The sequence below is a fragment of the Pseudomonas sp. UFMG81 genome (genome assembly GCF_015354575.1).
Classification (GTDB): Bacteria; Pseudomonadota; Gammaproteobacteria; order Pseudomonadales; family Pseudomonadaceae; genus Aquipseudomonas.
This window is the reverse complement of sequence record NZ_JACAFQ010000024.1, coordinates 13,655-36,420: the sequence shown is the minus strand read 5'-3', so window position 1 is coordinate 36,420 and position 22,766 is coordinate 13,655. Positions and strand designations below refer to the sequence as shown.

General features: G+C 67.1%; 17 protein-coding genes. 6 read left to right on the top strand and 11 right to left on the bottom strand.

Features of this window, described 5'->3' with window-relative positions:
• Positions 1 to 74: 74 nt before the first annotated feature.
• Positions 75 to 908 (top strand): RHS repeat-associated core domain-containing protein, encoded by an 834-nt coding sequence (locus IX761_RS17995; protein ID WP_194790917.1) that lies wholly within the window; start codon positions 75 to 77, stop codon positions 906 to 908.
• Here IX761_RS17995 and nudC read toward each other — a convergent pair.
• Positions 902 to 1,732: an NAD(+) diphosphatase gene (nudC, locus tag IX761_RS17990; RefSeq protein ID WP_194790916.1), complete on the bottom strand. Its 831-nt coding sequence runs from the start codon at positions 1,730 to 1,732 to the stop codon at positions 902 to 904. The two genes, IX761_RS17995 and nudC, sit on opposite strands and share 7 nt — an antisense overlap.
• Positions 1,733 to 1,767: 35 nt before the next feature.
• Positions 1,768 to 2,580, bottom strand: coding sequence for a crotonase/enoyl-CoA hydratase family protein (locus IX761_RS17985; protein ID WP_194790915.1), 813 nt, complete (start codon positions 2,578 to 2,580; stop codon positions 1,768 to 1,770).
• A gap of 150 nt (positions 2,581 to 2,730) precedes the next feature.
• Between IX761_RS17985 and nhaB the strand changes: the two genes are divergently transcribed.
• Positions 2,731 to 4,233, top strand: coding sequence for a sodium/proton antiporter NhaB (gene nhaB / locus IX761_RS17980; protein WP_194790914.1), 1,503 nt, complete (start codon positions 2,731 to 2,733; stop codon positions 4,231 to 4,233).
• Here nhaB and IX761_RS17975 read toward each other — a convergent pair.
• Entirely contained in the window at positions 4,190 to 8,605 is a 4,416-nt protein-coding gene (locus tag IX761_RS17975) for an NEL-type E3 ubiquitin ligase domain-containing protein (protein ID WP_194790913.1), read from the bottom strand. The two genes, nhaB and IX761_RS17975, sit on opposite strands and share 44 nt — an antisense overlap.
• 171 nt (positions 8,606 to 8,776) lie before the next feature.
• Between IX761_RS17975 and IX761_RS17970 the strand changes: the two genes are divergently transcribed.
• Positions 8,777 to 9,391, top strand: a complete 615-nt coding sequence (locus IX761_RS17970; RefSeq protein WP_194790912.1) for a dihydrofolate reductase family protein — start codon at positions 8,777 to 8,779, stop codon at positions 9,389 to 9,391.
• Here the strand turns inward: IX761_RS17970 and IX761_RS17965 are convergent, their stop codons facing one another.
• Complete coding sequence (locus IX761_RS17965; protein WP_194790911.1) at positions 9,392 to 10,132, bottom strand: alpha/beta fold hydrolase; 741 nt, start codon at positions 10,130 to 10,132, stop codon at positions 9,392 to 9,394.
• Between the two features lie 179 nt (positions 10,133 to 10,311).
• Between IX761_RS17965 and IX761_RS17960 the strand changes: the two genes are divergently transcribed.
• Complete coding sequence (locus IX761_RS17960) at positions 10,312 to 11,013, top strand: YoaK family protein (protein ID WP_194790910.1); 702 nt, start codon at positions 10,312 to 10,314, stop codon at positions 11,011 to 11,013.
• Between the two features lie 98 nt (positions 11,014 to 11,111).
• Positions 11,112 to 11,354: a hypothetical protein gene (locus IX761_RS17955; protein ID WP_194790909.1), complete on the top strand. Its 243-nt coding sequence runs from the start codon at positions 11,112 to 11,114 to the stop codon at positions 11,352 to 11,354.
• 144 nt (positions 11,355 to 11,498) lie between these two features.
• On the opposite strand, the gene IX761_RS17950 is transcribed toward IX761_RS17955, so the two are convergent.
• Genes IX761_RS17950 through IX761_RS17920 form a run of 7 tightly spaced genes read right to left on the bottom strand, consistent with a single transcriptional unit; the run spans position 11,499 to position 20,279 of the window.
• Positions 11,499 to 12,509 carry a DUF2955 domain-containing protein gene (locus IX761_RS17950; protein WP_194790908.1) on the bottom strand — a complete coding sequence of 337 codons (1,011 nt, stop codon included), beginning with the start codon at positions 12,507 to 12,509 and terminating at the stop codon, positions 11,499 to 11,501.
• On the bottom strand, positions 12,499 to 13,572 hold the full coding sequence (locus IX761_RS17945; protein WP_228533684.1) for an HlyD family secretion protein: 1,074 nt from the start codon (positions 13,570 to 13,572) through the stop codon (positions 12,499 to 12,501). The genes IX761_RS17950 and IX761_RS17945 overlap by 11 nt, the downstream gene beginning before the upstream one ends.
• Entirely contained in the window at positions 13,569 to 15,062 is a 1,494-nt protein-coding gene (locus tag IX761_RS17940; protein WP_194790907.1) for an efflux transporter outer membrane subunit, read from the bottom strand. Before IX761_RS17940 ends, IX761_RS17945 begins: the two co-directional genes overlap by 4 nt.
• A gap of 13 nt (positions 15,063 to 15,075) precedes the next feature.
• A complete protein-coding gene (locus IX761_RS17935; protein WP_194790906.1) occupies positions 15,076 to 16,173 on the bottom strand; it encodes an AI-2E family transporter in 1,098 nt (365 codons plus the stop codon).
• A gap of 36 nt (positions 16,174 to 16,209) precedes the next feature.
• Positions 16,210 to 17,955, bottom strand: coding sequence for a monovalent cation:proton antiporter-2 (CPA2) family protein (locus IX761_RS17930; RefSeq protein ID WP_194790905.1), 1,746 nt, complete (start codon positions 17,953 to 17,955; stop codon positions 16,210 to 16,212).
• A gap of 36 nt (positions 17,956 to 17,991) precedes the next feature.
• Positions 17,992 to 18,882: a DUF2950 domain-containing protein gene (locus IX761_RS17925; RefSeq protein WP_194790904.1), complete on the bottom strand. Its 891-nt coding sequence runs from the start codon at positions 18,880 to 18,882 to the stop codon at positions 17,992 to 17,994.
• The gene (locus IX761_RS17920) at positions 18,879 to 20,279 is read right to left on the bottom strand and encodes a DUF3300 domain-containing protein (RefSeq protein ID WP_194790903.1); all 1,401 of its coding nucleotides are present in this window, start codon (positions 20,277 to 20,279) and stop codon (positions 18,879 to 18,881) included. The genes IX761_RS17925 and IX761_RS17920 overlap by 4 nt, the downstream gene beginning before the upstream one ends.
• Positions 20,280 to 20,441: 162 nt before the next feature.
• Here IX761_RS17920 and IX761_RS17915 point away from each other — a divergent pair, with 162 nt between their 5' ends.
• Positions 20,442 to 22,763 carry an McrB family protein gene (locus IX761_RS17915; RefSeq protein ID WP_194790902.1) on the top strand — a complete coding sequence of 774 codons (2,322 nt, stop codon included), beginning with the start codon at positions 20,442 to 20,444 and terminating at the stop codon, positions 22,761 to 22,763.
• Positions 22,764 to 22,766 lie beyond the last annotated feature (3 nt).

Genomic DNA, 22,766 nt, shown 5'->3' with positions numbered 1-22,766 from the left:
CACTTCTGCCAGTTGCCTGCCGCAGTCGGCCTGAGCGAGTGTATCCATATTCGCTCGTATGCCTGGAAACAGCCATGTCTGGTCAACCGCCGGTCCAAGACCGCAAAGATCAAGCTGTTCTTTCACTGCTGGCTATCAATGGTCAGGACTCGGTCATTGCCGTGTTGCCCGAGCAGTCCTGGCAACACCTCGCCTACACCGCTTTCGGCCATCACGCGCAATTACTGTGGGCCTCGACGGATCTGGGCTTCAACGGCCAATACCGCGAGCCTGGCACGGCTCGCTACTTGCTCGGCAATGGCTACCGAACTTACGACCCCTGCCTGATGCGGTTTCACTCACCTGACAGCCTTAGCCCATTTGGTGCAGGAGGGATCAATACCTATGCATATTGTTCAAGTGATCCGGTGAACAGGGCGGATCCATCCGGGCATGACTGGATGCAGAAACTCTACAAGTTTGCATGGAGGGCATTGGGTTACAAAAACGACCCGAATCGCGGCAAGGGCCCAAAATCGAAGGCCTTGAAGCACTCTGGAAGTGCGCCAAAGGGCCAGCGACGACCCAAGGCTAAAGCTGCCCAATCGCACACATCGAACTTGATTGGGGAGGGCACAAACCGTCAACCGCAAAGCAAGGACAAGCCCGGTGATGGCGGGTACGTCAACAAGATGCTGGTACCGGATACTCCCGACGAACAGCCTGCCTCCGGAGTGGCTGTCTTTGCACATGAGCCGCGGCAATTGACCACTCAGGTGCCAACAGGCACTGCCGTTTCTGCACTACCAACGCAGTCAGCCGAGATCAGGGTGGGCCAGGACTTCGCAAATCAACCGACGGGGATCAACCCAGCTGAGGCCAGGGTTTGCTACTCGTTCACCCTTGGCAGTGGGCCACCCGATCAATGATGGAACACAGGTTCGGGCATCCCCAACCGCCGTGCCACATAAAGATCAATCAGATACCGTGCAATCGACCGCCCCGCCGGCAACGGCGGCAGGTCATGCACATTGAACCACTGCGCATCCTCGATCTCGTCCGGCTGCATGACGATCTCGCCACCGGCGTACTCGGCATGGAAGCCCAGCATCATCGAGTGCGGGAACGGCCAGCACTGGCTGCCGACGTACTGGATGTTCTTCACCTCCACCGCCACCTCTTCGCGCACCTCGCGCACCAGGCAGTCCTCGGCCGACTCGCCCGGCTCGGCGAAGCCGGCGAGCGTGCTGTAGACGCCGGTGACGAAGCGCGGCGAACGGGCCAGCAGCACCTCGTCGCCGCGGGTGACCAGCACGATCATGCTCGGTGAAATGCGCGGGTAGCTGCGCAGGTCGCAGGGCTGGCAATACATCGCCCGCTCCCAGTGGATCTGCGTCATCGCCTGGCCGCAGCTGCCGCAGAAGCGGTGCTCGCGGGCCCAGGTGCCGATCTGCGCCGCGTAGCCCAGCACCTTGTAGGTGTCGAAATCGCCTTCGAGCATGAACCGGCGCAGGCCCTGCCACTGGCAGCCCGGCACGTCGCTGGCGCTGCGCAGTTCGAGCAGGAACACCGGCTGGCCGTCGAAGTGGCCAATGCCGTGCTCGCACAGCACATCCAGCGCCTGGCGCTTGAGCCAGTCACGCCCGAACAGCGCGCCGTTGGCGTCCACCAGAAATCCCTCCGGGCTGCGGGCCACGGCCAGCCCCCCGGTGATCTGCGGGTCGAGTACTGCAGTTGTCCAGCGTGCTGACATGGTTGCGGTCCCTTCAAAGGCGCCCGCCAACCCAGTCAGTCGGCGAACGTCGGTTGCTGTTTGCTCATGTGGGCGGCCACGGCCACGCGCAGGTCTTCGGACTGCAGCATGGCGGCGTTCCAGGTGGCGATGTACTCCAGGCCATCGTCGATGCGATGGTCGCGCATGTAGCTGAGCATCTCTTTGGTGCCGGCCACGGCGATCGGCGATTTTGCGGCAATCTCGCGGGCAATGGCAAAGACCCCGTCAAGCAGCGCCGCATGGTCGTCGTAAACCCGGTTGACCAGGCCGATCTGCTGCGCCTCGTGGGCCTCGACCTTGCGCCCGGTGAAGGCCAGCTCACGCATGATGCCGTCGCCGATGATACGCGGCAAACGTTGCAGGGTGCCGACGTCGGCGGCCATGCCCATGTCGATTTCCTTGATCGAGAACTGCGCGTCGCTGGCGCAGTAGCGCATGTCGCAGGCCGACACCAGGTCGATGGCGCCACCGATGCAGTAGCCCTGGATCGCCGCCAGCACCGGCTTGCGGCAGTTGTCCACGGCGTTGAACGAGCGCTGCATGCGCAGGATGGTGCGGCGCAGCAGGCGCGCGTTGCGGCCCACGTCCTTGCCCATCTGCCCGGCCAGCGAGGCCAGCATCATCAGGTCGATGCCCGAGGAGAAATGCTTGCCCGCGCCGCTGATCACCACCGCGCGCACCGCGTCGGTGTCGTCGATCCACTGGAAGATGTCGATGATCTCCTCCCAGAAGGCGGCGTTCATCGCGTTGATCTTCTCCGGGCGATTGATCTGCACGTGGGCGATGTTGTCGGTCAGTTCGACCTTGAACGCGGTGTATTCGGTCACGGACGGCACTCCTGTGGGGAAAGGGTTCACGCGCAGGATCTTAGCGCACCCACTAGGCCGCGCATGTGCCAAAAGCGGGACTGAATGCCTTGCGTGGTGGGGCGCATTGCGGCACCGTGCGGCATTGCTGAATCAAAAGGATACAAATTCATGTCCCGCTCCCTGACCGGCGCCCTCGCCCACAGTTTCCTGGGCCAGTCGCCGCGTTGGTACAAGGCCGTCATCGGCCTGTTCCTGATCCTCAACCCCTTGCTGCTGGCGACCCTCGGCCCGGTGGTCACCGGCTGGGTGCTGGTGCTGCAGTTCATCTTCACCTTGGGGATGGCGCTCAAGTGCTACCCGCTGATGCCCGGCGGCCTGCTGCTGGTCGAAGCGCTACTGCTGCGCATGGCCACCCCCGAGGCGCTGTATGAAGAGTTGCAGCACAACTTCCCGGTGATCCTGCTGCTGATGTTCATGGTCGCCGGTATCCACTTCATGAAAGAACTGCTGCTGTACCTGTTCTCACGGATCCTGCTGGGCGTGCGCAGCAAGGCCGTGCTCAGCCTGCTGTTCTGCGTGCTGTCGGCGTTTCTCTCGGCGTTCCTCGACGCACTGACGGTGACCGCGGTGATCATCAGCGCCGCGGTGGGCTTCTATGCCGTCTACCACCGGGTGGCCTCGGGCACCAACCCGCGCGAAGAGTCGGCGCTGGACAGCGACCAGCAGGTCGAGCAACTGCACCGCGACGACCTCGACCAGTTCCGCGCCTTCCTGCGCAGCCTGTTGATGCACGGTGCGGTGGGCACCGCGCTGGGTGGCGTATGCACCCTGGTGGGTGAGCCGCAGAACCTGTTGATCGGCCACGAGATGGGCTGGCACTTCGCCGACTTCTTCCTCAAGGTCGCCCCGGTGTCGATGCCGGTGCTGGCCGCAGGCCTGGTGACCTGCGTGCTGCTGGAGAAGCTGCGCCTGTTCGGTTACGGCACGCTGATGCCCGAGCGCGTGCGCCAGGTGCTTGCCGCCTATGCCGCCGAGGACGATGCAGCACGTACACCGGCCCAACGCCTGGCGCTGATCGTCCAGGGCCTGGCGGCGCTGATCCTGATCGTCTGCCTGGGCCTGCACATCGCTGAAGTGGGCCTGATCGGCCTGCTGGTGATCGTGCTGATCACCGCCTTCACCGGCATCACCGACGAGCACCGCCTGGGCCGCGCGTTCCAGGACGCCATGCCGTTCACCGCGCTGCTGGTGGTGTTCTTCGCGGTGGTGGCGGTGATCCACCAGCAGCAACTGTTCAGCCCGCTGATCGCCTGGGTGCTGGCCCTGCCCAGCGAGCAGCAACCCGGCATGCTGTACCTGGCCAACGGCTTGCTGTCGGCAATCAGCGACAACGTGTTCGTCGCCACCATCTACATCACCGAGGTCAAGCAGGCGTTCGTCAACGGCGCCATGAGCCGTGAGCACTTCGAAACCCTGGCGGTGGCGATCAACACCGGCACCAACCTGCCCAGCGTGGCCACCCCCAACGGCCAGGCGGCGTTCCTGTTCCTGCTGACCTCGGCGATCGCGCCGCTGATCCGCCTGTCCTACGGGCGCATGGTATGGATGGCCCTGCCCTACACCGTGGTCATGGGTGGGCTGGGGTGGTGGGCGGTGACGTACTGGCTGTAGCCTCGGCAGTGGCGCTGGCGGCCTGCGCCGCCGGCTCCTGCCGCGCCACACCCCGCAGCGCCTCGTGGGTCAGTTGCTCGAGCAGTTCCTGCCGGGCGGTCTCGCGTTCCACCCCCAGCTGGTTCACCACAGCCAGGTACTCGCTGTCGGACAACTCCTCGCGCAGGGCGTCGAATGCCTCCATGCGCTCGAAGAACGGTGCATCGAGCTGGGCAAACCGCTGGGCATGCTGGCTAAGCAGGTGTTCCTGCCAGAAGTCGCGCTCGACCAGGGACTGCGCCAGGCGCGGCGCCCGCTCGGCGGTGAGTACCTGGCCGCGGACACGGTTGAGTTGCACCTGCGAGACGTTGGCAAAGCTCGAGTACCGCATGCCGGAGGGTTGCCCCGGCAACGCCAGGGCCTGGGCAAGCCCGGAACGGTACGCCAGGCGCACCTCGACCTCATCGACGAACACCCCGCTGGCGTGCCGCGCCTGAATCTCCAGCGCCGCCGCCCGGTCCACTTCGTCCAGCCGGAACAAGCCCCGCCCCAGCGTCACCAGGGCTTCCTGGACCTCGCCTTCGCCGCGGCCGGCGGCGCATTGATGAACCAGAACGCGCACCTCCAGGTGGCTGAAGTTGAGTGCCACGCTGTCACTGCAGCTACGCGGGTGCGCCGCCAGTTCGAACAGCGTCTGGCGCAGCTGGCTGTCCTGTTCGCAAGCCTCCACCACCGTCCATACCCGGCGCTGCAAGTCTGCCTTTCGATCACGGTAGTCGGCGCTGCCGCGCAAGTCGCTGAGCAGGCGCAGCAAATCGTTGCCGCCTGGCTCCTGGGCCAGGTTGTTCCATTGCTCCCTGCGCAGGGTGCGGGTCTGCTCATCCAGGCCGGCGGTCCAGGCGTCGCGGGCCTCCAGGTCGCCCACCAAGTGCCGCAATATCTGCCGCAACGACGCCTGCCCGTGCGCTGCCTGGGCCTGCAACCGCGCCTGGCTCTGTGCCGACAAGGGATTGTCATGCAAGGCAATGTGCTCACGCATGCGCGCGGGCAAGGTGAACAACGACTCGGCAAGATCAACGATGCGATTGTTGCGCAGGTCGGCGAACTCCAGCCCGCCCTGACGCATCACCACAGCGGGCACCGCGGTCAAGCCGGTATCGCGCAGATGGACCTGGCGCAGCCGCGACAGGCTCGGCAAGTCTGGCGTTACCCCCAGCGGGTTGCGGTTGAGCTTGAGCGACTCCAGCGCGCGCAAACCATCGAGCACGGCATTGCCCGCGTCATCCAGCACGATACGGTTGTCGGAAAGGTCCAGCTCGACCAGCTCGCTCAGGCTGCCCAACGCCGCTGGCAGCGCAGTAAGGCGGTTGCCTGCCAGGTCGAGGCGACGTACGCCGCTGAAGCGCCGCAGCCAGGCGTCATCGAGGGTGTCCAGCTCCAGGTTGTGCAAGGCCAGGTGACGCACGTGGGTGAAGGCCAGCCCCGCGGGCAGCTCGGGCAGGCTGCCGATGCGCTCACCCTCGATCAGCAGGCGCTCGGCGGCCTGCGCCGACGGGGTCTGGCGCCGCCAGGCGCGCAGCAGGGTGTCGGCGGCCCGTGCGCGCGCGTTGCGCTGCTCCAGGTCGCTGGCGCGCTGTTGCCACGACGCCAGTTGGTCTTGCAACTGCTCCAGCTGTCGGTGCAGGTCGGCGACATGGCTCCAGAGGTTGTCGCCCGCCCTCAGCCGTTCGCCCAGGTAATCCTGTAACTGCGCCTGCTCCAGGCTTGGGAACACCTGATGCAGGGCTTGCAGCAAGGCTTGCCGGCTCGAATGCCCACGGCCGCCCAATGCATAGCCGAGCCTGCCGTCACCCAGGTGTACCGGCGGGCGTACCCCGGTCAGCGGCGCAAGGCCGATCCAGCCGGCGACCTCGTCGCGTCGGGCCGCGGCCTGTTCCGGCCAACGCGCGCTCAGGTCGGCCGCGCTCGATGCACCCGGCCGGATCGACGCTCGCTGCTGGCTGTCCAGGTGCAGCCACAGCGCTTCGGCCAGGCTGGCCTGTTCCGATGCCTTGGGCAACGCCGCCCCCTTGGCATCCACGGCCTGGTAGCCAGCAGCCTTGGCCACGATCGTGCGCACCTGCCTCGCCTCGGCCTTGCCCACGCCGACCAGCAATGCCCCCTCCAGCGCCTCCAGACGTAGCTCCAGACGCACATCGTCGGCCAGCGGCGCCAGGTCATCGGCCAGCGCCATGGCCAGGTGCTCGCCGTCGCGCGTCAGCCTGCCCGCCTGGCGCAACTCGGCACAGGCCCGATCCACCCGGCTGTCGCGCAGCAGCCAGCGCGCCTGCTCGGCCATGGCCAACGGCACACGCTGCTGGTCGAGCAGCTTGCGCAGCGCCTGGCCATTGCCCCGCGCCACGACCTCTTCGCAGGCACGCCGCGACAGGCCAGGGAAATCACGGCGCACAACGCGTGCGGCTGGTGACAGGAGCGCGTCCTCGCCCACCAGCCGGCGCACAATCTCGTCCGCAGCCAGCGGCTCGCTCACGGTGCGCAGGCGATGGTATTCCAACGCATCGAGCAGGCGAGCCGGCGCACGGGCATTGTCCAGATGCAAACGTCGCAGCCTGGCCTCGTCCAGCCCGGTGCTGTCGAGGATCACCCGCGCCTCGTGCTCGGTCAGCCCGGCCAATTCGTTGTCCAGGCGCGCCAGCAACTGCCGCGTATCCTGCCACTGCTCGGGTCGCTCCAAGGCGTGCCGCCAGCCGCCACGACCGTTGTGCTCCAACCTCAGCAGCGCCTGCTGCGGCTGTTGCGGGTGGCGGATGCGCCAGGCATGGCTGGGTGTCAGGCGCGTCAGCGCGTAGGTGCCATCGGGCAGGGCCAGCTGCCAGTCCACCCCCACCTGCTTCAGCTGCCCCGCCGCAGTCGCAGTGGCGAGGCGATAATCGGCCGGCTCACGCGCAGCCAGGCGCATCTGCCCACCGGCGCCACGCAGCAGGCCCAGGTCGTCGACCAGCGCGACGCGCCTGAGCGTCTGCCCGGCCAGTGCTGCGCCAGCCCCCACCAGCACGCCCCCGGCGACCAGCCCGGCCACCGCGAACACATGCTCCAGGGCCGCCTCGCGGTCCCCCAGCCGCCAGCTGGCATAACCTTCGAACAACTCGTCGGTAACCTGCAGCGCGGCAATCCCCAGCATCACGGTGTTCAGCCCCGGCAGGAACAGGCTGGCCAGGCCCAGCAGGTCCAGGCCCGCCTCCAGGTAACCCTGCAGCCGAGCGTCCCGGGCAACCTTGTCCACCAGCCGCGTGGGGGTGGCGAGCACCTGGGCATCTTCCAACTGCTTGGCAACTTGCAGACGGGCGAGGTAATCGAACAGTTCGTCACTGATCGGCAGGTCACGCCCATCCAGGCTCGCGCTGGGCCCTTGCGCCAGGGCCGCAGCGAACGCCCCCTGCTGGTGCTGGCCGATGAAGCGTTGAAAGAACGTCACGTAGGACGGTTCACGCAGGCGCTGGCCCAGGATCGCATACAGTGCGTCCCAGTCCGCAGCCTGCACCACCTCGCCCTGCGGGTCGCCCGGAATCCACGCGATCACCCCAGCAAGCCCGGTGCGGGTCGTATCCGCGTACACGGCGAACGCCGCCATCCCCTGTACCACCTTGCCCAGCAACAGCACCTGACGGGGTTCGAGCACGTCAGCCACGGCGGCGACGGTGGGCTGCGGGGAAACCCAGGGCAACAACCGCAGGTAGGTGGTTTCATCGATCGCACCCCGCACGCGTGCCAGCCGCACGGCCACTTCCATGCTGGCCGCGATCGATTCGCGCAGTAGTTCAGGCTGGGCCGCTTGTTCCGTGTCGCGCTCAGCCAGGCCCGGGATCAGCCGGCCAAGGCGCGTGCGCAGGTAAGCTTGGTACTGCTCGCCGATGTCCAGGTTCCGACAAAGCAGGACAAACGCCTCGGCCTTCAGTGCCAGCGCAGTGCCGCCAGCGTCCTCCAGGGTGGCCTGGGCATTCAGGCCACCGGGCAATGCCTCGCTGGCCTCGAAGTTGTGCAGCGCCGCAGCCAGCAGGCTCTGCCGGCTGGCATGGGTGCTGTAGCGCAGCGGCAGGCTGGGGGAAATGGGCGCGACCAGTTGGGTCACGGTGCGCACCAGTTGCGTTGCACGCACATCCTGCACCTGTCCGGTGCTGGCGGTCAGCGCGTCGCTCAAGGCGTCCTCGGCGAACTGTTCGAGCGGCGTCAATGTGCCCAGGCACTCCTGCAATTGCTGCTGGGCGCGTTGCTGGCGTTGCAGGCTCCGGTGCAGCGCCTGCAAGTGATCGGCATCGGCTCGGGCCACCCAGTCAGGCAGGCGCTGGGCAATGAACGCATCGACACTGTCGTGGGGGATCAGGGGTTCGGTCATGAGGGGGCTCCCGGTGGCTAAGAAGCCCCAGCAGACCCGAGCGCCGCCCACGCTGGGCGGTACATATTGCCGGGGGTTGCACCACCGGCCGTGGATCAACGCAATAACACGCTGTCGATTCCGGCTCACGCCGTTCGACTACCCGGTAAACCCACCCAAGGAGCACCCTCCATGCGCAAGCTCATCGTCGCCGCCTTCATCACCCTCGACGGCGTCATGCAGGCCCCCGGCGGGCCCGAAGAAGACACCAGCGGCGGCTTCAAATACGGCGGCTGGATCCCACCCCTGGCCGACGAAGCCTTCGGCCAGGCGATGCAGACGCTGTTCAGCCAACCCTTCGAGCTGCTGCTGGGGCGACGTACCTACGACATCTTTGCCGGGTTCTGGCCACATGTATCGGCCGAAGCCCCCGACCGCCCACTGGCCGACCTGTTCAATGGCGTGAAGAAACACGTCGCCACCCACCACCGCGCATCGATCGAATGGCACAACAGCCATGCACTGGGCGCGGACGTGACCGGCGCGGTGCGTGCGCTCAAGCAGCAGGACGGCCCGGCGTTGCTGACCCAGGGCAGCGGCGAGCTGGTACGCCAGTTGCTGGCCGCCGGCCTGGTGGACGAGCTGCGCCTGCTGATCCACCCGCTGCTGCTCGGCCGGGGCAAGCGCCTGTTCGGCGACGATGCCCAGGCGGCGGCCTTCGAACTGGTGGAATCCAGCGCGACCCCGAAAGGCGTCCTGCTCGCCCACTACGTGCGCAGTGGCGAGGTGCGCACGGGATCGTTCTGATCAGCCCAGCAGGCGGGCGATGACGCTGGCAAAGCCCTGCGGGTCTTCGAGCATCATCAGGTGGCCAACGCCCGGCAACAATGTGACGCTCGCCGCCTCGCGCTCGGCCCAGTGCGGCACGTCCCAACCGCTGCGAGAGCGCTCACCGGCCAGCAGGTGCACAGGCGTCGCCGCGAACACCGCTTGCAGCTGTTGTGGATAGCGCGCGGCGCCGGTCACCGCCACCACCGAGCGCGCCATGGCCTGCAAGGTGCTCGCGGGTTGATGGGCGAGCCAGCGTTGCGCCAGGGCCAGGCGCTGCGCATCGACTGTGATACCGGCCCCGGCCAGCCACCCTCGGGCATCGCCCTGGTAACCCGCCAGCAGCCCTTCGACCGCTTCGGGCTCCATGCGCGCCACCGAGGCCGACCAGAACGCATCGTTCAAGGTGAAGTTGCCTTCGACATTGATCACGCTGGCCACCCGCTGCGGGTAGCGGTAAGCGAACAGCATCGCCACCACGCCACCGACCGAATGCCCCACCAGGTGCACCCGCGCTATGTTGCGCGCTTGCAGTTGCCGCGCCAGGTGCGCGACCTGGGCGACGATGTCGACGTGCGCAGGCGCCACCTCCCGCAGCACACCGTAGCCAAGCATGTCGGGGGCGAACACCTCCCGGGGCGCCAGGGTGGCGTGCAGCACAGGGTGGTCAAGGCAACCGATCAGGCCATTGACCAGGACCACGGGCGTACCTGCTGGCATTGCGTACCTCACTGGCGGTCGGAAGGAAAACGCAGCATGCGGTCGCCCCTGGCGGTTGAACAGCGCAGGCCGATTGCGTCGGCTCATTCCATGAATTGCCCTGGCGCACTTGCGCTTGTGGCACACCGTCAACGGCGCGGGTGTAAGATCAGGGCCCCCGACCATGCAGGGAACGCCACATGCTGCCCACCGCCACTTCATCCCACAGTGCCCGACGCGCCAGGCTGCAGGTGCTGCGCGGCCGTGTCGGCCTGGGGCTGGTGGCCGGGCTGTCGGTACTAGCCGGTATGACCGACGCCATCGGCCTGCTGGCGATGGGCGACTTCGTCTCGTTCATGAGCGGCAATACCACGCGCCTGGCGGTGGCCATCAGCCAGGCCGACTTCGCGCTGGTGCTGCGCCTGGCCCTGGCGATCCTCAGCTTCGTGCTGGGCAACGCCTTGGGTGTGTTGCTGGCCCGACGCTTTCGTCGCCGCGCCTCACCGCTGTTGCTGGTGGTCGCAGTGCTGCTGGCGTGCGCCGCCGCCTGGCCGCTGGCGACGACTTTCCCGGCACTGGTCGCGGCGATCCTGGCGATGGGCATGCTCAACGCCGTGGTCGAGCAGGTCAACGGCCTGCCAATCGGCCTCACCTACGTCACCGGTGCACTGTCGCGCTTTGGTCGCGGCCTGGGGCGCTGGGTGCTGGATGAGCGCCGGCATGGCTGGCGGGTGCAGCTGGTGCCGTGGAGCGGCATGCTGCTGGGCGCTGCGCTGGGGGCCTGGCTGCAACAGCGGCTCGGGCTGCTTGCTCTCTCGGCCAGTTGCGCGCTGGCCTGCGTGCTGGCGCTGGTGACGCTGTTCATCCCGCGGGCGTGGCAGCTGGGCTACATGCCGCGCTGACAAAGCGCCTCGATAGTCACTATCGAGCGTGGCAATTTCTCCGCGTCCGATGAGCGCCATAACCTTGCACCATCGCCCCCGGATGACGGAACGCCCCCATGAATACTCTCTCCCGCCTGCTGCTCGCCGCCGTTGCCCTCGCCGTGCTTGGCGGCTGTGCCAACCACCCCGAGCTGCGCCCGTACACCGCCGAAGAAACCCGCCAGTTGCAGCTCGAAGCACTGCAACGCCAGGGGCTGAGCCAGGCGGAGTACGAGCAGCGCAGGCTGGCTGTGCTGCGCGCGGGCCAGGAGCAGGTGGTCACGGAGGTGGCCGGCGCTGCTGCGGGCAATCGCGGCTAACCTGGCACGGGCTGCGCCCGTGTTCGCGGGCAAGTCGCAGCGGCGAACCGCCGCTCCCACAGGGATCGCGCCAGGTCTTTGAATTGTGAGCAAGACAGTTGCGCCCACGCGCTCCACGAGCGACCTTCGCCCACGTATCGCGCACTAACCCGGCACGGCCCGACGCCGGTCGATCCACACCAGCATGGCGCTGGCATACAGCGACACCGCCAGGAACAGCACCATGCGCACGGCAAACGCTCGATACACGTCTTGCCCGGCCACGCTGTCCTGCACCGACTGCCCCAGCAGGATCAGCATCGTGGTCAGGCAGCTGACCCAGAACGCCGGGCCATGCCGGCTCGCCACCAGCCGTTGCAGGAGCCGCGCCTGCCACAAGGCGGCCAGCAGCACCCACAGAAACAACATCCACAGGTGCACGAACAGGCTCAGCGCGCCCCACACCAGGATCGCCAGCACCCCGGCCAGCAAGGTCGAGCCCACCAGCTCGCGGGCGGCCTGGCGGGCATCGGTTTCACCGGCCTGCTGGCCCAGGCTGACCGACTTCATGATCAACGGCATGAAGCGATCCGGGGCGATCAGCGCCAGCAGGAACGCCGGCATGACGATCAGCGTGGCGCGCAGGGCGACCCAGCCGGCATCGAAGGCGTCGGGCCTGGCCGCGACCGGTGCGGCCGGCGCATCCGCTGGCTCCGGGAACAGCGCATGGGCCACCAGGGTGCACAGCACCGCCAGCAGCATGCCCTTGGCCATGGCCTCGACCACCGAGAGCGCCAGGGTGAAATCGCTGGTGCCGGCGGCGGCGATCAGGGTCAGGCCGATCACCAACAGGTTGGCCAGCAAGCCGTTGCCGCCACGCAGCGCCCAGCGGAACACCAGGAACAAACCGACCGCCACCAGCAGCACACCAGTTAACGGCGCATGGCGCAAAACCGGAATCAGCAGCAGGCCGCTGCCACAGCTGATCAACACCAGCAACGCCAGCACCGGTGCCATGCGCAGTGGCAACGCCTGGTTGCGCATGGCCAGCAGCAGCACGCACAACACTGGCGCCAGCACCGGCACCGGCAGGCCGCTGCCGAAACTCACCGCCAGGCTCAGCGCCGCACCCCAGGCCAAGCGCAACGCACGGCGGCGCTGCCACTCAGTAGGCATACGACATCCAGCTCATGCAGAACATGAACAACCTCCCCAGCAGGTTCAGCGGATTGCCCTCGCCCGGTAGCGCCATGACTTCGGCCTGGCCACCGACACGCAGTTGGGTGGCATCCAGCCCTTGTTCCGCATCGAGCCCGACAATCACCGGGAAACGCTGCGCCGAGCGCAGCCACTCGCGGCTGTTCTGCACCGTCGGCAACTGCCCTGGCGGCGGCGCCTGGCCTACGCTGACGCCCTGGCCGATGCTGCGAATACGGCCGCGCAACACCTGCCCCGGCAGGCTGTCGAGCACCACCAGCACCGGTGTGCCGCTGCGCAGGCGGCCGAGGTTGTTCTCGGTCATGTCGGCGCTGATCCACAGGTCGTGGGTGGCCACCAGGGTCATCAACGGGCTGCCGGCACCGACATAGTGCCCCACGTCCACCCGCAGGTCGGTGATGCGCCCCTCTGAGTCGGCGCGCACCTGGGTGCGGGCCAGGTCGAGCCGGGCCTTTTCCAGGTTGGCGGCGGCGCTGCGCAGTTGCGCGTTGTCGTCGCTGCTGCCGCCCTCCTGCTCCCGGGCCCGCGCGACTTCGGCGCGCGCCGCGGCCACCTGGCTGCGGGCCTGCTCGGCGCTGGCCTGGGCACCTTCCAGGCGGCGCACCGACACCGTACCCGGGTCTTCCTGGTACAGCCGGCGCAAGCGCTCGGCGTCCTGGCGCGCCTTGCGCTCGTTGGCCTGGGCCGCCGCGAGCGAGGCCTGGGCCGACTCGATGCCGGCGCTGTGGGCGCCGACCTGGCGCCGCGCCGCGTCGAAGTCGGCCTCGGCCCGGGCTAACGCGATGCGGTACTGCGCCGGGTCCAGCTCGAACAGCAACTCACCGCGCCTGACCTCCTGGTTGTTACCCACCGCCACCCGTTGCACCTGCCCGGCCACCTCGGCGCTCACCGGCACCACGTAGGCCTGCAACCGCGCTTGTTGGGTATAGGGGGTGAAGCGATCGGCCAGCAGGTACCACGACAGGCTGACCACGATCAGCAGCAGGACCCAGCGCATGCTGCGGTCGGGGGTATCGCTCATTGGGCTGCACCTCGTTCGTCGAGCAACTCGCCCCAGTCGCTGCGCTGCTCCATCTGCCGGCGGGTCGGCGCGTCGATCACCGGTGCCTGACGCGCCCAGCCACCACCGAGGGCCTTGTACAGCGCCACCAGGCTGCCCACCGCGTTGCCACGGCTGACCAGGTAGCCATCCTGCTGTTGCAACAGCAGTTGCTGGGCATCGAGCACCCGCTGGAAGTCGGCGAACCCCTCACGGTACTGGGTGCTGGCCAGGTCCAGCGAGCGGGTGGCCGCCGCCGCGGCGCGGTCGCGGATGGCCGCGCTCTGCAACGCCCGCACCAGCGCACTGGCGGCGTCGTCGGCCTCGCGCGCGGCCTCGCGCACCTGCTGGTGGTAGAGGGTGATCAACTGCTGCAAACGGACATCCTCGACCCGCACCGCGTTCTTGCGCCGACCATAGTCGAACGGGTTCCAGATCAACCCCGGGCCTGCGGCGATATCGAAACTGTCGGGCAGGTGGCTGCCCGACACCAGGCTCCAGCCGATGCTGCCCAGCAGGCTCAGCTGCGGGTACAGGTCGGCCTCGGCCACCCCAACCAACGCCGACTGCGCCGCCACCGCCTGCTCGGCGGCGCGGATATCCGGGCGCCGGCGCAGCAGTTCGGCCGGCACCGCCTGCAACACGGCGCGGTCCGGCAACGGCAACCGGCCATGGCCTGCGGCCAGTTCCGGCAACGGGCCCGGCGGGCGGCCGAGCAGCGAACAGAGCACATTGCGCAGGGCGTTGAGCTGGTTTTCAAGCTCCGGGATAGTGGCCTCGGTGGCCAGCAGTTGGCTGCGCGCCTGCTGCCAGTCCAGCTCGTCGTTCTCGCCGTGGCGAAACAGCCGCTCGGTGATTTGCAGGCTGCGGGCCTGGCGCCGGGCGTTGTCGCGGGCGATGTCCAGCCGCGCCTCGGTGGTGCGCAGGGCGAAGTAGCTGTCGGCCACCTGCGCGCGCAGCAGCACCAGGGCATCGGCGTAGTTGGCGCGGGAGGCGAAGTACGCAGCATCGGCCGACTCGATGGCGCGGCTGAAGCGGCCCCAGAAATCGATCTCCCAGGCAATATCGAAACCCAGGCTCGATTGCCAGAGCTCCACATCACGGGCTGTCGCGCTGCCGGACTGGTCTTGCTTGAGGTACAGGCTCTGGGCACGCACCTGCTGCAACTGCGGGTAGCGCCCGGTGCGTACGATGGCCAGCTGCGCCCGTGCCTCGGCGATGCGCAGGCCGGCCACCTGCAGGTTGCCGTTGTGCGCGTCGGCTTCGGCGATCAACGCGTCGAGGGTCGGGTCGGCGAACACCGCCCACCACTGGCGCAGGTCACCGCCAGGGCCGGTGGCCTGGGCCAGCAGCGGCGTGCCCCAGTGCGCGAGCCACGGATCCTGCGGGGGGGTGAAGTCCGGCCCGACCTGGACACACCCCGCCAGCATCGCCAGCAAGCTCAGCGCGCTGCCGTGCAGGAGCCCAGACATTGCGAACCCGGGCTCACGCCGCAGGCTCGTCGGGTGGCGTCGGCACCTGCTGGTCGACCCACTGCCAGAACAGGTTGTAGGTCACCGCCAGGATCACCGGCCCGAGGAACAAGCCGATGATGCCCTGCACCACCATCCCGCCCAGGGCGCCGATCAGCACCACCGGCATCGGCACATCCACCCCGCGCCCCAGCAACAGCGGCTTGAGCACGTTGTCGGCAAGGCCGGCGACGAAGGTGTAGACGGCGAACAGGATGGTCATGGCGGTGAAGCCTTCGCTGTAGAACACGTAGGCGATCACCGGCAGGGTAACCAGGGTCGCCGGCGCCTGGGCGATGCCCAGCATGAGGATGAGGATCGCCAGCATGCCGGCGCCGGGCACGCCCTTGACCACGAAGCCGACACCGATCAGCAGCATCTGGATGAAAGCGATACCGATCACCCCCTGGGCCACTGCGCGAATCGTCGCCGTGCACAGCTGGGCGATGGGCTTGCCGCGCGCCTCGCCGGACACCCGGATGGCGATGCGCTGCGCCGCCCGCTGGCCGTTCTCGCCGAAGGCCATGATCACCCCGCCGATGATGATCGCACCGATGAACATCAAGAACGCCGCACCCGCGCTGGCCGCAGCCCCCAGCACCGCAAGCCCCGCGCCCTTGAGGTGCGCGGCCTGGTTGCCGAGCACGCTGCTCAGGCTCTCGGACGCCGCTTGCCACAGGGCGTGCAGTTGTGGCCCGATCAACGGCCAGCCGGCCACCGTGTCCGGTGGTGGCGGCACGTGCCAGGCACCGCTCTTGACCAGCGTCGCCAGGCTGTCCACCGACGCAATGATCGACGCCACCACCAGGTAGATCGGCACCAGCAGCACCAACAACACCAGCAGCACCACCAGTGTCGCGGCATAGCCGTCACGCAGCCCCACCAGGCGCTTGATCCGCCCATGCAAGGGGTACAGGGTGACCGCCAGGATCACCGCCCAGAGCATCAGGTTGAGAAACGGCTGGAACACGCGGTAGGCGAACAGCACCAAGGCCGCCACCAGCCCCGCCTTGATCAGTACGTCGAGCAGCCCTCGCGACAGGGCACTGTCCAGTTTGAAACTCGGCTGCATGGTTCACCTCCAGGTCGAAGTTCGCTTGCAGGCGCCCTAGTGCCGCTCACCGGCGGGCAGCCCGTCCTCATCCAAGGCGCCACCTTGGCGATGACGCGCCAGCAGCCACTGCTCGTCCTGCTGCCGATAGCGCTGCACCCAGGCGGCCGCCTGGGCCTCGCTGTGGCCAAGGGCGATGAACGCGCGGCGGGCCATTTCCAGGCTGGAATGAAAGGTCTCGCGCACCGGGCTCACGCCCTGGTCGAGCAGGCGCAGGACATCCTTGTGATCGCGCGCGGCGGCGATCACCTGCACCTTGGGGAACAGTTGGGTGAGCACATCGACGGTCTTCTGGTTGGCTTGTGCATCGTCCGCGGCAACGATCACCAGCGCCGCCTGCTCGACCTTGGCGGCGCGCAGGATCTCCGAGCGCGACGGGTCGCCGTAGTACACCGTCGGGCCATCGCCACGGGGCCTGGCCTTGCGCGCCAAGGCTTCGACCGAGGCATCCAGGGCCACCACGCGTACCCCTTCGGCATGCAGCATGCGGGCGACAGCGCGGCCCAATCGGCCGAAGCCGGCGATCACCACCTGCGGGGTGTCCTCCAGTGGCGGTGACGATGCTGGCGGGGTAACGACAGCGCTCGGGCGCAACTGACGGGCCAGGGCCATCATCACCAGCGGCACCAATGCCATCGACAGGGTGATCGCCAACACCAGCAGGTCGTGGACCTGCGGCGCCAGCACCCGGTATTGCAGCCCCAGCTTGAACACCACGAAGGCGAACTCGCCGCCCGAGGCCAGCACCACTGCCAGGCACAGTGCCTGGGGCCGGTCGAGGCCACCGAACAGACGGCCGATGCCCCACAGCAGCGGCAGCTTGACCGCCACCAGCAGCAGCGTCAGCCCCGCCACCTGCAAGGGCATGCTGGCCAGCAGGCGCAGGTCGGCAGTCATGCCCACCCCGACGAAGAACAGCCCCAGCAACAGGCCCTTGAGCGGTTCGATCTGCGACTCCAGCTCGTGACGAAACTCCGATTCGGCCATCAACACGCCTGCCAGAAACGCCCCCAGCGCCATCGACACGCCAACATGCTCCATCACCCAGGCCGTACCCAGCACCAGGAACAACGCGGTGGCGGTGGACAGTTCGTGCAGCCCCGAACCCACGGTCCAGCGGAACACCGGGCGCAGCAGATAGCGCCCGGCGATCACCACCACGCCGATCCCCAGCACCACCGCCAGCAGCGGCCAACCGCCTTCGTCGGCATTGCTGACGCTGCCGCCGAGCAACGGCACCAGGGCGATCAGGGGGATGGCGGCGATGTCCTGGAACAGCAGGATGGCCACCGCCAGGCGACCATGGGGCTTGCCCAGTTCATTGCGCTCGGCCAGCACTTGCAGGCCGAAGGCGGTGGACGACAACGCCAGGCCCAGGCCCAGCACCGCAGCGGTCGCGGGGGGCTGGCCGAACAGCCACCAGGCCAGCAGCCCCAGTACCAGGGCGGTCAACCCCACCTGCAGCGAACCCACCCCGAACAGCGCCCGGCGCATGGTCCACAGCCGCTGCGGCGACAGCTCCAGGCCGATGACGAACAACAGCATCACCACGCCCATCTCCGACAGCCGCGCCACGTTGTGCGGGTTGTCGATCAACCCCAGCACCGAGGGGCCGATGAGGATGCCGGCCAGCAGGTAACCGGGCACCGCGCCCAGCTTCAAGCGCTGGGCCAATGGCACCAGCACCACCACCGCCAACAGGAAAACCACCGTCGCCTGCAACAGGCTGCCGTCGTTTGGCATCTTTGCCCTCCCCTTACCGCTCGCTCACCCACCCGGCTATTGGTCGCCTACCGCCACCGACTCCCAGCTGCTGTCCGGGTCGAAGCGTTGCATCGCCCGCGCCACCTGCTCGCCCTCGGGACCAAGGTCCTTTTCGAAGACCTCACCGTCGTGGCTGATCATGAAACTCATCACGCCACTGTCGTCGTAGCGGGCCGGCCAGGCGACCAGGGCGAAGCCACGGGTCATGCGCCCGCCGATCAGGTAGTCGTAGGCACCGCCCGGCGCCGAGGGGCCCTGGGCTTCGAGGATGCGGAAGTGGTAGCCGTACCAGTCGTCGCCGGCTTTCTCCTGGCCGAACAGCGGGCCCAGTGGGCTGACCTGGCCATCGCTTTCATCGGCCCAGTACAGGCCGTCGTGCTGGCCGGGGGTGCTGAAGATCTTGCGCGCATATTCCAGCGCGCCATTGCCGTTGCGGTCTTGGCTTGCGTACTCCATCTGCGCATCGTGGTAGGCCAGCATCGATTGCAGCACCGCCAGCTCGTCGCGGCCGATGCGCCGGGCACGGATCTCGGCGCTGCCGGCCTTGAGGTCGAAGTGCCAGCCGTTGGCGCCGTGGGTCAGGGGGATGGGCAGGGTCCAGTGCGCGCTGCCCACGGCCAGCACCGCCGAGTGCTGGCCTTTGCGCTCGATTCGATGCTGGGCCCGGTACTGTTCGAGGAAGGTGTCGACGTCGCGGCGCTGCACGCCGCCCCGGGGGATGTAGGTGCGCCAGTCCTCGCCCAGCAACTGGCCGAAGCGGGCCTCGTCGGGCGGTTGTACACCCAGGGCCTCGACGAAGGCGGCCACGGCCTTCTCCGGGGTGGCGAACATTTCCTGGGCCATCGCCAGCCCTGGCCATGCCAGGCACAAGGCCAGCCACCCGGCCGTTGCGTTGAACCTGCTCATCGCCGTCCCCCTCCCCGTTGACGCCCGGCGAAGCCGCTGGGTCGGGACACCTGCTGGCCCATCGCGCGCGGGCTGTTGCCGCGCTGGGCGAAGGCCTGGCTGGTACGCCCGCGGTTGGCCTGGGCGCTGCTGCGCGAGGGTGAGCGCACCCCGTCGAACGCATTGTTGCGGGCGTGGCCGGCGCTTTGCCGTTGCGCCAGTTGCTGGCGGGCCTGGCCCTCGCCCTGGCGGCGCTGGTTGAGCTGGCCGCCCTGGTTGCCTCGCGGTGCCTCCTGCCGATGCTGGGCCAGGCCAGGGGCGCCGCGCTCGCTCTGCGCCTCACGTACTCGTTCGCGGGCCTGCACGTTGTTGGCGGCGGGCCGTTCGATGCCATGGCGGTCCATCGAGTTCAGCGCATTCTGCCGCGCCTGGGCACGTTGGGCGTCGTCGCCACGGTAGGCGACACGCTGGGGCGCACCGGCCAGCTGGCGGCCGAACTGCTCGCGGTTGCGCGCGTCGCGGTAAGGCACGCCGTCACGGTGCACAGGGTTGTGCTGCCATTTGTTGTTGCTGATGTTGGTGATCTGGTTGTTGCGGTTGATGTTGTTGTAGCGATTGACGTCGATATCGACGTCATGGTCGTTCCAGTCGCAGTCGCCCCACAACGACGCCACCACCGCCACCCCGGTGCCGAACGCCAGCCCCGCGACCAGCGCCTGGCCTGGGTAGTAGGCGGGAGGCGGCGGATAGTAGACCGGGGGTGAAGCCGGGTAGGCCCAGGTGCCGTAGGTGGTGTTGGGGTTGTAGGTGGGCACGTAGACCGTCTGTGGGTCGGCGGGCTGGATGATGATGGTCTGGCTGGGCTGGCCGCTGCTGGCTGGAGCAGCTTGGGCGGCAGGCGCAGCGGGTGCCGCCTGCACCGTGACGTTCTGGTACTGGTTGCTCGTAAGGTTGCCGGCAGCCTGGGCCTGGCGTCGCAGGCGCTGTACGCCGTTCATGAGGTCGTCCGGCTGGGCCAGGAAGGCATCGCCCAGGCGCTGCACCCACACCGGGTCCTGGCCCAGCGTCGCCAGCACCTGCGGGAACGCCACCAGCGCCTGCACGCTCGGGTCCCATGGCTGGCCGGCCACCTGCTTGACCGCGTCGTCGCCCTTGGCATTGGGGTTTGCCTTGGACCAGGCCACCGCCTCGGCGACCTCGCCGGGGTAGGTGCTGGCCATCAGTACCTGGGCCAGCAGCGGGTCGGGGTAGAGGGCGATGGGGGCGAGCATCTGGTCCAACTGCTCTTGGCTGAACACCGTGCTTTTCGCGGCATCGGCAGTGGCAGGCGCAGCCGCTGGGGCCTGGGTTTCGGCCAGGGCCGGCGCGCCTTGCAACAGCATCAGTACGGCCAGCACACCAGAGAATCGAGTGCGCATACACACCTCCCAGGTGGGTCGTGACGCTCGAACGAAGTGGGTGGGAGCCAGGGAGGTGAACGCTGGAACGGCGAGCGACTGATTTCAGCCTCGGTGCTGAGGGTGAAGGGTAGCAGAGGGTTGTGAGGATAAAAGGCTCGTCTGTTTCGCGAGCCAGCGGCATTGGATCATGGCCATAGGACATCAAAGGCATTAGCATGCCGACTTCGTCAATGGACAAGCACAGCAGAGGGATCCGTGAGCGTCAGTGTCGTGACAGAAAAGGAATTGCAGGGCCACATCGAGTCCATCCTCGCCAGCTCGATTCTGAACGAGGGCACTAACGGCTGGATGATCGAGCTTGAGCTATTCCTCGCCGACGTTCGCCAGCAAGTGCCTTACAAACTGCATGATTCACGTTTCCTGTACAAACTCTGGAACGAGAACCCAGTAACCAGCACGGGCAACGGTCATGTACGTATTGAACCGGCGCTGCACAACGAGCCATTCGTGGTGTGGTTCGCATCCGCAGTGTCCCGGCAATTGCCAGATGATCCTGTTCAAGTGGAAGCTCATCTGATCGCGTTGTATGACAGGTTGGTGAGCAGGCTCAGGACACTGTGCGACCGCATTCCGTGGTTGAAGCTCAATCGCGTGCTGTGCGCGCTGTACCCTGAACACTTCACCACGCTCGCGGATCTTGGGCGGCTCAAGACACTGCACCGCAAGCTCGGCGGTCACCGCCACGACCATGCCGTGCACATGCACAGGGCCATTCGCGCCAGGACCGATCGTGCATTGCAAGCCTGCGCAGGCGAGGTATCGCAAGTCACTCGGGTGTGCATGCCCTGGTTGCTGTATGAGCGTCTGGACACCAGCAACACGACCGAGGGCAGCGCCTCGCTGGCCGTAAACGAGGATGAGTTTTCCCCACTCCCCGCACTCAAGCGGCGCAAAGGCCTGACCTCCCTGGGCGGAGGCTTGCAGACCCTGTTGGCGTTGCTGCCGGAACTCGATGAGGGTGTGACCCGGGATGAGTTTGCTGACCTGCTCAGGCAGCACAACCCGAACCTGGCCGACAACAGCATCGGGACCATGATCAATGTGATCTCCCGAGAATTCGACCTGTGCAAGCGCGAGGGCGACAGTTACCAGCTGACGGCGCGAGGCATGAACCTGCTGGAAAGCCAGGATCCGGATGAGTTTGCCGAACATTTGCTGACCCGTGTGCTGGGTCCCGATCATCTGCTCAAGGCCCTGGCAACCGGCCCACGGCGCAAGGTGCAACTGATCGAGCTGTTGCAGTCGGTCAATCCTGGCTGGACCACCAGCTTCGCACCCTCGTCGATCATCGGTTGGTTTAGCTCGCTGGGGTTGATTGTCCCGGCCGCAGGCAAGCTGCTGCAATTGACCGAGCGCGGCCAACGCTGGGCGAGCATGATCCATTGGGTACCGGAAACCCTGAGAGCCGATGCACTGGAGGATGAACAAACGTCGGCGCCTGCAAGTGAGCGGGCGGATCTTCCCAGTGCCTCGACCATCAAGGAACGTCTCGATCAGCTGTTCGGCGACCAACTGACGCTGGATGGAGGGCTGGTCAGTGCATTGCACGCCGGCCTCTGGAGCCACCCGGTTCGGCATTTCGCGGTGCTGTCGGGGATATCCGGCTCCGGCAAGACGCAGCTGGCACTCAAGTACGCCCAGGCGCTGTGCCAGGTGCAAGCGCACGACACGCACAGGATCCGCATGATTCCCGTGCAACCCGGCTGGTACGACCCCAGCCCATTGCTGGGCTACGTCAGCCCGATCCAGGAGTCCACCTACCTGGGCACCCCGTTCCTGGAGCTGCTGTTGCAGGCCGCGGACAACCCGGACATTCCCTTCGTGGCGATCCTCGACGAGATGAACCTGTCCCATCCGGAACAGTACATGGCACCGATTCTCTCCGCGATGGAAACCCAGGGGCATATCGAGCTCCACCAGCTCGGCGACGCCATCGGCCAAGTTCCGATGCGCGTTCGCTATCCGGCGAACCTGGCCATCATTGGCACCTTGAACATGGATGAAACCACGCACGGGCTGTCGGACAAGGTACTCGATCGGGCATACACCCTGGAGTTCTGGGACATTGATGTCGAACGTTTTCCTGGCTGGTCGAACGCCGCCCTGCCCGAGAGCGTGCGCCAACTGACCCGCACCTTGCTGACCCAGCTGGTTCAGGCACTGGAGCCGGTTCGGCTGCACTTTGGCTGGCGTACCATCAACGATGTGCTGAATTACCTGACCTTCTGCAATGCCAGTGATGCCGACATGAAGGCGTTGGATGAGGTGGTGTATGCCAAGGTGCTGCCCAAGTTGCGCGGCGAGCATTCGCCACGGTTCGCAAAAGCGCTCGCACAGGTTCATCACGTGTTGCACGAGCATGGCCTGGCACGCTGCGAAGCGAAGGTGCGGGCCTTGCTCGACGACCTGGTTGAAACCGGCTCTGCACGTTTCTGGCGCTGAACC

Bases quoted from the DNA above. Each gene is read 5' to 3' on its own strand.
- IX761_RS17995 (WP_194790917.1), top strand. From the start codon at position 75: ATGTCTGGTCAACCGCCGGTCCAAGACCGCAAAGATCAAGCTGTTCTT.
- nudC (WP_194790916.1), bottom strand. From the start codon at position 1,732: ATGTCAGCACGCTGGACAACTGCAGTACTCGACCCGCAGATCACCGGG.
- nhaB (WP_194790914.1), top strand. From the start codon at position 2,731: ATGTCCCGCTCCCTGACCGGCGCCCTCGCCCACAGTTTCCTGGGCCAG.
- IX761_RS17975 (WP_194790913.1), bottom strand. From the start codon at position 8,605: ATGACCGAACCCCTGATCCCCCACGACAGTGTCGATGCGTTCATTGCC.
- IX761_RS17970 (WP_194790912.1), top strand. From the start codon at position 8,777: ATGCGCAAGCTCATCGTCGCCGCCTTCATCACCCTCGACGGCGTCATG.
- IX761_RS17965 (WP_194790911.1), bottom strand. From the start codon at position 10,132: ATGCCAGCAGGTACGCCCGTGGTCCTGGTCAATGGCCTGATCGGTTGC.
- IX761_RS17960 (WP_194790910.1), top strand. From the start codon at position 10,312: ATGCTGCCCACCGCCACTTCATCCCACAGTGCCCGACGCGCCAGGCTG.
- IX761_RS17955 (WP_194790909.1), top strand. From the start codon at position 11,112: ATGAATACTCTCTCCCGCCTGCTGCTCGCCGCCGTTGCCCTCGCCGTG.
- IX761_RS17950 (WP_194790908.1), bottom strand. From the start codon at position 12,509: ATGCCTACTGAGTGGCAGCGCCGCCGTGCGTTGCGCTTGGCCTGGGGT.
- IX761_RS17945 (WP_228533684.1), bottom strand. From the start codon at position 13,572: ATGAGCGATACCCCCGACCGCAGCATGCGCTGGGTCCTGCTGCTGATC.
- IX761_RS17940 (WP_194790907.1), bottom strand. From the start codon at position 15,062: ATGTCTGGGCTCCTGCACGGCAGCGCGCTGAGCTTGCTGGCGATGCTG.
- IX761_RS17935 (WP_194790906.1), bottom strand. From the start codon at position 16,173: ATGCAGCCGAGTTTCAAACTGGACAGTGCCCTGTCGCGAGGGCTGCTC.
- IX761_RS17930 (WP_194790905.1), bottom strand. From the start codon at position 17,955: ATGCCAAACGACGGCAGCCTGTTGCAGGCGACGGTGGTTTTCCTGTTG.
- IX761_RS17925 (WP_194790904.1), bottom strand. From the start codon at position 18,882: ATGAGCAGGTTCAACGCAACGGCCGGGTGGCTGGCCTTGTGCCTGGCA.
- IX761_RS17920 (WP_194790903.1), bottom strand. From the start codon at position 20,279: ATGCGCACTCGATTCTCTGGTGTGCTGGCCGTACTGATGCTGTTGCAA.